At 66.3% G+C, this 8,877-nt stretch carries 4 protein-coding genes; 2 read left to right on the top strand and 2 right to left on the bottom strand.

Translation table 11 applies throughout. The features are described 5' to 3' along the window. Positions 1–559: tetratricopeptide repeat protein (locus tag AB0I73_RS38200; RefSeq protein WP_363045007.1), on the top strand; the 559-nt coding region annotated here is incomplete at its 5' end. Between the two features lie 936 nt (positions 560–1,495). Then, the gene (locus AB0I73_RS38195) at positions 1,496–6,367 is read left to right on the top strand and encodes a type ISP restriction/modification enzyme (RefSeq protein ID WP_363045006.1); all 4,872 of its coding nucleotides are present in this window, start codon (positions 1,496–1,498) and stop codon (positions 6,365–6,367) included. 297 nt (positions 6,368–6,664) lie between these two features. Here AB0I73_RS38195 and AB0I73_RS38190 read toward each other — a convergent pair whose 3' ends face one another. Both AB0I73_RS38190 and AB0I73_RS38185 read right to left on the bottom strand, forming a co-directional pair. Then, entirely contained in the window at positions 6,665–7,804 is a 1,140-nt protein-coding gene (locus AB0I73_RS38190; RefSeq protein ID WP_363045005.1) for a 3'-5' exonuclease, read from the bottom strand. 532 nt (positions 7,805–8,336) lie between these two features. After that, positions 8,337–8,654 carry a tetratricopeptide repeat protein gene (locus tag AB0I73_RS38185; protein ID WP_363045009.1) on the bottom strand — a complete coding sequence of 106 codons (318 nt, stop codon included), beginning with the start codon at positions 8,652–8,654 and terminating at the stop codon, positions 8,337–8,339. Between the last annotated feature and the right edge of the window lie 223 nt (positions 8,655–8,877).

Raw genomic sequence — 8,877 nt, 5'->3', positions numbered from 1 at the left:
CGCCGCACTCGAACTCGACCCCACCTACGCCTGGGCCCTCGGCTCCCGCGGCCAAGCACACCGACAAACCGGCCACTACGAGCAGGCCATCGCCGATCTCACCGCCGCACTCGAACTCGACCCCACCCTCGCCTGGGCCCTCACCGAACGCAGCCAGGCACACCGCCAGGCCGGCCACTGTGAGAAGGCGCGCGAAGACCTGGAACGGGCCGTCGAAGCAGACCCCGACGCTCTCTACATCACGTTCGAGAAGCTCATGCTCGACACCGTGGAGGGGGGCCTCGAGGCATGTGCGGAGCAGTGGAGCCGGCTGCTCGCGTCCCCGGTGAGCCCGCCGGACGAAGCTGCCACCAGGCTCTTGGGCCTTTTCCGGGTCCTGCTCCTCGAACCGGAAAGCGGTGTGACAGAGGCGACCGAGGAGTTCCTCCTCGCGAACCCGGATCACGAGGAAATTACCGATGCGCTGGCCTATCTGGCAGAGCTGGCTGCTATGGGAGATGGGGTGGCCGATCGCGCGCGGCAGTGCCGCCGGCTGATCATGGAGCGTGCCTCGGAGTGAGCCGGTTGCCGGCGTACCGGTCAATGTCACACCTGTTCAGGCGCGTGCCAGGCCTACGGGGGTGCTTCACCTGTAGGCACATTGGCCGGAGGGGCGGCGCGGCGCGGCGCGGTAACGGTCGGGAGCCAGCGGGCAGGGCGCTCTCCAAGGCGCCTTGCAGGACGCTCTCCAAGGCGCCGGACAAGGCGTCCCGCAGAGCGCCGTACAAGGCGCCTCAACCGTCCACGGACGTGAGGAAGAGTCGCAGGTCAGCGTGCTGGTCAAGGGGGACCAGGCACGCCAACTACTTCCCTGCGGCACCCCTCCGGCCGCAGGAACGTACGACCTGAGGTGCCGCCGGCCTCCGCTGCCGCACTCCTGCTTCCCCGTCCCGGACGCTCCAGCGGCCGGGCCAGCGCGGAGGCCGGCCGACGCGCAACACCACGCCCACGCCGCCGATCCCCCGGCGAGCCGGCCTCTGCCCCAGCCCCTGCCCCATCCCTTCTTCTTCCTGCTGGTGGGCGGCCGAGGAGGCTCTAGGGGGATGTCAGACCCCCGACCACGTCAAGAAACCTGTGGTGACCAGCGCCAACGCGCGGCTCGCCAAGCGGCTCACGCAAGAGATACCGCAGGAGATACCGCAGGGGACGGTGCAGGAAGTGCCGCAAGAGATGGTGCCCTCAGGCCAGTCCCGGTGCGGCCACCAGCGGCGTCGTTTCCCCGTGGTGGAGCCGTGCATGGCCTCCCCGGCCCCCGTGGGTGCCGGGGCCAGCGCGGGGACGACGGGCGCCTCGAACGGCGGCGCGGGCTGCGGGATGGCGGCACGGTCCGAGCACGGTTTCAGGGTCGTTCAGGGCTTGGATCATGGTATTGACCACTAGGGTTGTGAGGATTTTGGTGCAAACTCTCCGGCGCGTGGGCTCGCGCGCCACTGACTGCGATGGGGTGCGGAGCACGTTGGCTGAGACCACGACGACGGTGCACGACGTTCTCAAGGCGATCCGTGAGGGCTCTACCGTGAACCGGGACCGGGGGACCCGCTTCGAAGAGCTCATGGTCCAGTACCTCAGCACCGACCCGGAGTGGACCGAGCAGTTCACCCGCGTATGGATGTGGGCCGACTGGCCGGGGGCAGAGCACGACAAGCGAGACACCGGTATCGATCTGGTCGCCCAGGACCGCGAGACCGGCGGCTTCTGCGCCATCCAGTGCAAGTTCTACGAGCCGCAGCACACGGTCCGCAAGGAGGACATCGACTCCTTCTTCACGGCCTCCGGCAAGGGCGCCTTCACCCGCCGGGTGATCATCTCCACGACGGACAAGTGGAGTGACAACGCCGAAGCCGCGCTCGACGACCAGCAGATCCCCGTCACTCGGATAGGACTGGCCGGCATCGCGAACAGCGCTGTCGAGTGGCACCTGCCTGCGGCCGGCATCGACCACGAAGTCCAGATGACGCTGCGGGACAAGAAGACCCCGCGCTCCCACCAGAAGGCGGCGATCGACGATGTCTTCGCCGGCTTCGCCAAGGATGACCGCGGCAAGCTCATCATGGCCTGCGGCACCGGCAAGACCTTCACCAGCCTGAAGATCGCTGAACGGCTTCAGCAGGAGCGGGCCAAGGCTGGCCAGGGCGAGCACACCACCGTCCTGTTCCTGGTGCCCTCCATCGCCCTGCTCTCGCAGTCGCTGCGTGAGTGGTCGTACGAGGCCAAGGTCCCGCTGCGTGCGTTTGCGGTCTGCTCCGACGCCCAGGTCGGCAAGCAGAAGGCCCAGGGCGACGACAAGGACATGTCCACCCACGACCTCGCCCTGCCGGCGACCACCAGCCCCGACCGGCTGATGGCGCAGATGGCCAGCGTCGAGGCCGCCCCCGGCCTGACCGTCGTGTTCTCGACCTACCAGTCGATCGCCACCATCTCCGCCGCCCAGAAGCAGGGCATGCCGCGGTTCGACCTCATCCTGTGCGACGAGGCCCACCGCACCACCGGCGTCACCCTGTCCGGCCACGACGAATCCGCGTTCGTCCGCGTCCACGACGACAGCTTCATCGGCGCCGACCGCCGGCTGTACATGACCGCCACCCCGCGCGTGTACAGCGACGACACCAAGCAGGAAGCCAAGGGCGCCTCCGCGGCCGTCGCCTCGATGGACAACGAGGCGCAGTACGGTCCCGAGTTCCACCGCCTCGGCTTCGGCAAGGCCGTCGAGCAGGGCCTGCTTACCGACTACAAGGTCCTCATCCTCACCATCGACGAAGGCGTGGTCGCCAAGACCCTCCAGGAAGGTCTCGCCGGCGGCGACTCCGAACTACGGATCGACGACGCTGCAAAGATCATCGGCTGCTGGAACGCCCTGGCGAAACGCACCGGCACCTTCGCCGATGGCTCCGGGTTCGGCAAGGACGACGCCCCGATGAAGCGGGCCGTCGCGTTCTCCCGGTCCATCGCCGACTCCAAGGCCATCATGGAGCGGTTCAACGAGGTCGTCGACGCCTACGACGACGCTGACGACGACGTGCTGCACTGCGAGGTTGAACACGTCGACGGCACGTTCAACACCCTGCGACGCAACCGGCTCCTCGACTGGCTCAAGCAGGACCCCGGTCCGAGCAACGCCCGCATCCTGACCAACGCCCGCTGCCTGTCCGAAGGCGTGGACGTCCCCAGCCTCGATGCGGTGCTGTTCCTCAACCCGCGCAACTCCGTCGTCGATGTCGTCCAGTCCGTTGGACGCGTCATGCGCGTGGCGCCGGGCAAGAACTACGGCTACATCATCCTGCCCGTTGCCGTCCCCGCCGGGATAACCCCGGAGAAGGCGCTCGCGGACAACCAGCGCTTCAAGACCGTCTGGCAGGTCCTCCAGGCGCTGCGCGCCCACGATGACCGCTTCAACGCGACCGTCAACCAGATCGAGTTGAACAAGAAGAAGCCCGAGATTATCGGTATCGGGCACATCGGTGTGGGTGACGAGGCGATCGGCGACAGGGACGGCTCCAGCACCGCGGACACCGCGGAGGACGCCAAGGAGAAGGAAGCCCAGAGCGCCCAGCACATCCAGGACGCCCTGTTCTCCATAAGCGACTGGCGGGACGCGATCTACGCCCGCATCGTCGACAAGGTCGGCGAGCGCCACTACTGGGAGGACTGGGCCAAGGACATCGCCCAGATCGCCGACCGCCACGTCACCCGCATCAAGGCCGCACTCGCCCTGCCCGACAAGCGGGCCGCGTTCGAGGAGTTCGTCGCCGAGCTGCGCGCGACCATCAACCCCGGCGTGAGTGATGACGCGGCCGTCGACATGCTCGCCCAGCACATCGTCACCAAGCCCGTCTTCGACGCCTTGTTCAAGGACTACGGCTTCGCCGAGCACAACCCGGTCTCCAGGGCCATGCAGGGGATGCTCGACATCCTCGACGACCAGGGGCTCGACGCCGAGGCCAAGACCCTGGAGAGCTTCTACCACTCGGTCAAGGTCCGCGCTCAGGACATCGACAACCACGAGGGCCGCCAGCGCGTCATCGTCGAGCTGTACGACAAGTTCTTCAAGACCGCCCTGCCCAAGACCGCCGACGCCCTGGGCATCGTCTACACCCCGATCGAGGTGGTCGACTTCATCATCCGCTCCACCGAACAGGCGCTGACCAAGCACCTCGGCAAGTCCCTGTCCGACGAGGGCGTCCAGATCATCGACCCCTTCGTCGGCACCGGCACCTTCCCCGTCCGCCTCCTCCAGTCCGGGCTCATCAAGCCCGACGACCTCCTGCGCAAGTACACCAGCGAACTGCACGCCAACGAGATCGTGCTGCTCGCGTACTACATCGCGGCCGTCAACATCGAGGCAGCCTTCCACGACCTCGCCGGCGGCGACTACCGGCCCTTCGAGGGCATCGTGTTGGCAGACACGTTCCAGCTCGCTGAGGGCACGGCGAAGCTCGATGGGATGGACGTCCTGGAGGGCAACAGCGAACGGGCAAAGAAGCAGCAGAAGCAAAAGATCACCGTGGTCGTGGGTAACCCGCCGTACTCGGTGGGGCAGGACAGCGCTAATGACGCTAACCAGAACCTGAAGTACGAGGCGCTCGACAAACGAATTTCCGAAACCTATGTGTCGCGCTCCACCACCACGCTCAAGAACTCACTGTACGACTCCTATATCCGTGCCATTCGTTGGGCCTCCGACCGCATCAAAGACGAGGGTGTCGTCGCCTTCGTATCCAACGGTGGCTACATCGACGGAAACACGGCAGACGGCCTTCGGATGTCCCTGACGGACGAGTTCAACGCGATCTACTGCTACAACCTCAGGGGAAATCAGCGTACGCACGACTGGAAGCGAGAGGGGGGAAAGATCTTCGGCTCGGGGAGTCAGAACACCGTTGCCATCCTGATACTCGTCAAGGGAGGCAAGAGTGCCGGAAAGGGGTGCACTCTGCATTACTGCGCTATCGGCGACGCTCTTAGCCGAGAGGAAAAGCTGCGCACCCTGGCCGGGCAGGACCTCTACACCGTGGACTGGCAGCAGATTATCCCGAACGCGTCCGGTGACTGGGTTAATCAGCGGGACGAGCTGTTTGCCACCTTCCAGGCCGTTGGAAGGAAGGATAAGAAAGACTCCTTCGTCTCCACCTTCGAGGTGCACTCCAGCGGACTCATGACGGGTCGCGATGCCTGGATATACAACTTCTCCAAGCATCGCCTCATGGAAAACGTGGAGTCGACGATCGACTTCTACAACAGCCAGGTGGAGGGTTTCGCGGATCACTGTAGGGCCGTAGGCATCGTGGCTCCCAAGGCTCAGGACGTGGAAAAGTTCATCGATCTTGACCCGAAGAAGATCAGCTGGGACAGGGCCGACAAGGCGCGCATCGCAAAGGGGGAGACGTATTCCTTCCAAAGGGAATGGATCTTTACCTCCTCCTATCGTCCCTTCACGCGCCAGTTCGCCTACTTCGACCGAAAGCTAAACAACACGGTCTACCAACTTCCCCAGATTTTCCCCACGCCGATGCACGAGAATTTCGGGTTTTACATCACCGGCACCGGAACGGACGAGCCCTTCTCTGTCTTGATGACGGACGCGGTTCCGGACCGACATGCCGTCGGAACCAAGAGCATCGGCCCATACTTCTCCCGCTACACGTATCGCGAACTCGGCAAGGGAGACGACTTGTTCGCTGCCGTCGAGGACGACGGCCATGAGCGTGTTGACAACATCACCGACGCTGCCCTCCGCGACTACCGGCAGAGCTGCAGCGATCCCGCGATCACCAAGGACGACGTCTTCTATTACACCTACGGCCTGCTCCACTCCCCGGAGTACCGCGAGCGCTTCGCCGCGGACCTGAAGAAGTCCCTGCCGCGCATCCCCAAGGTGCGTGACTTCCACGGCTTCGCCGAAGCCGGACGCAAACTCGCCGACCTGCACATCAACTACGAGCAGGCCGAGCCGTACAAGGGCATCGTCGAGACGGTGACCGGCGACGCGTCCGCCACGCCCCCCAGCGAGCTGTACCGGGTCGCCAAGATGAAGATCCCGAAGATCAAGGGGCAGGCTGACCGGTCGACGATCGTCTACAACACCCGGGTCAAGCTGACCAACATCCCGGAAGAGGCGTACCGCTACCAACTCGGTGCGCGCTCCGCGATCGAGTGGATCATCGACCGCTACCAGGTCAAGGTCGACAAGGCGTCGGAGATCGTCAACGACCCCAACGACTGGTCCGACGACCCGCGTTACATCATCGACCTGCTCAAGCGCATCGTCACCGTCAGCCTGGAGACGATGAAGATCGTGGACAGCCTCCCTGAACTGGACATCCGAGAGTAGCCGGACGTCCAGGTCGACTGGCCCAAACCACCCACCACAGCTGGACAGAGAGCGCAACTCGCGTTCCGCTCTCGGCAGTCCTTCTACACAGCCCCGGCACGCGGCCGGCGAACGTTCATGGAACAGGTGCCGGGGCTGACCCGCCGCCATGGCCGGGGCACCGGGCGGCTGCGCCGGGCGATGAGCACGCTCGGGCTGGCCCCGGCCGGGCCGGTGCCCGCCTCGCCCAGGTCATGGGTGTCGCGACCTGCCGCACCGCGAGCTCGAGCCTTTCCCCACCGGTGTGGACGGGCAGGATCAGGAACCACTGAGGGCGAGCAGGTGGTGCAAGACGGGACGCGGCCGCGCCCCAGGGACGTGTTCGCCAGTGGTGCGCCGGTTGGTGTCGTCGGCGGTGAAGCGGCGCACGATCCGCTCGCCCTCCTGGCGCAGCAGACCGGCCAGGACATGGAGCGTGGTGTAGCAGTCGCCAAGAGCCGTGTGCAAACCGACCGCGCCGGGAACATGCAGTTCGGCCAGTGCGGGGATGGTGCTGTGGCCCTTGCGGGCGCCGAACAGTCTCTGGTGGATGCGCATCGGGTCAACCACCTTCAGACGCTCCACGCCGACGCGTGCGGCGAGCGGCCGGAGGCTGTGGCGCCGGCATTCGGCATCCAGCAACGGCAGGTCGAATTCAGCGTTCGCCACCACCAGCACCGCACCGTCACGCAGGTGCTCGGCAACCGCGTCCAGGGCGTCGTCGAGCGTCTTCGCAGGATCGCCCCCCTCGGTGCGCAGCAGGGAGTCGTCGATGCCGTTGACCGCGTAGGCGTCGGCGGGCATGGGGATCCCGGGGTTGATCAGATCACTGCGCCACTGCCGTGGGGCGTGGTCGGCCAGCAGCCACGCCACTTCAACAACGCGGTCGCGGTTGGTGGACAGGCCGGTGGTTTCGGTGTCGAGCACGAGCACGGGGGGCCCGGGGAACCAGTTCTTCCGCAGCAGGGGGTCCTTGCGCTCCTCGACAAGGGTGCGTTCGATCAGTTCGAGGTCGGTGGCCCTGGCGGTCTGCTGGAGCCAGTGAGCGATCCCACGGGCCGGGGCATGGTCCGCCCAGCGGCGGAACAGGCCCGCGGGGTCTGCGTCCACGTTGCGGTAGTGGACGAAGAGCTGGCGGGCGCCGCCGGGGCTTCGCAGGGCTCCCACGACCGCCCCGTCGATGGAGAGACCGTCCCGGTCACGGGCGAATAGCAGGCGCCAGTCGTGGCCGATCTCCTCACCGGGCCGCAGATGCTCGGCCTGGGGCTCCGCGTCGCGGGCCCGCTCACGCATGTCCAGCTCGTACCACTCGGCCGACGGGTCCGTGGGGGCATAGTCGGGGCTGCAGCTCCATCCGTGGGGGAGTGCCTCGATCAACTCTTGCAGCAGGGCCTCGGGCTGGCGGTCGAGCGTGGGCACAACATCTCCTTGGGACCGGGACTCGTGATCAGCCGTTCCAAGATCTCCAGCGGGCTGCCTATTCCCGCTATTCCCGCGAGCAGACTGCCCCGATGGAGGGTGACCAGGCACAGTGAGCAGGGGGCGGTATAGACGAAACCGGCTACCAGCGGGTTCGGGCCCGTGTCGTACGCGCCGGCCCCCACACCGCCCACGTTGCCATCAGCACCTTCGCCTCCGGACAGATCACCATCCCCGTGGCAACGGGGACCCTGACGGCCGCCACCGGGTTGACCCGCCGGCAGCCCGCCGGAGCCGAACTCACAGGCTGTTTTCGTCGATACGCGGGCGTACCCGACGAGGGCGCCGGTTCGTGTGGCGGGGACGGGGCGAGGAGATCGGCGGTGTCGTCGTCGGAAGGCGTCTGCACCCGCGAGATCGTACAGAAATCGGTGGGGCCCAAGTTCTTGAGCATGCTGACTTTTTGACATCGTTTCTCGCGCATGATCTGGCGCCGATCCGGCCGCGGATCACCGCTTTCCGGTCTTGTTCATCAATCGGTCGATTCATCAACGGTTAATTTGCCCCGCCAGTGGGCGAGGTTGTGGCGGGCGGTCAGGGTGTCGGGGTGGTCGGGGCCCAGCACCCGCACCGTGTCGGCCAGCAGCTCCTCGGTCGCGGCCGCGGCACCGGCCGCATCCCCCGCCCGCCCCCGCCAGGAGGCGAGGTTGTGGCGGGCGGCCAGGGTGTCGGGGTGGTCGGGGCCCAGCACCCGCACCGTGTCGGCCAGCAGCTCCTCGTAGGCGGCCGCGGCACCGGCCGCATCCCCCGCCCGCCCCCGCCAGGAGGCGAGATTGTGGCGGGTGGTCAGAGTGAGGGAGTTTCATCGTGATTCGTGCAGGTCACCGGGCCTGGTGTGACGAGTCATTGGGGTGCTCGCGCAGCTCATCGCGGTGATCGTGGCGGGGAGATCGTCCGTCATCGAGCCACCTGGTGGTACAATGCCGGAAAGTTATGATTCATTCTGGTTTGTCAAGCAGCTCTGCAGTCGGTGTGTTCGTGGCGGCGAGCGGCCTCGCGGGGGCGGTCGGCAC

Source organism: Streptomyces sp. NPDC050388 (genome assembly GCF_040655635.1).
GTDB lineage: Bacteria > Actinomycetota > Actinomycetes > Streptomycetales > Streptomycetaceae > Streptomyces.
This window is presented reverse-complemented; position numbering and strand designations above follow the sequence as displayed.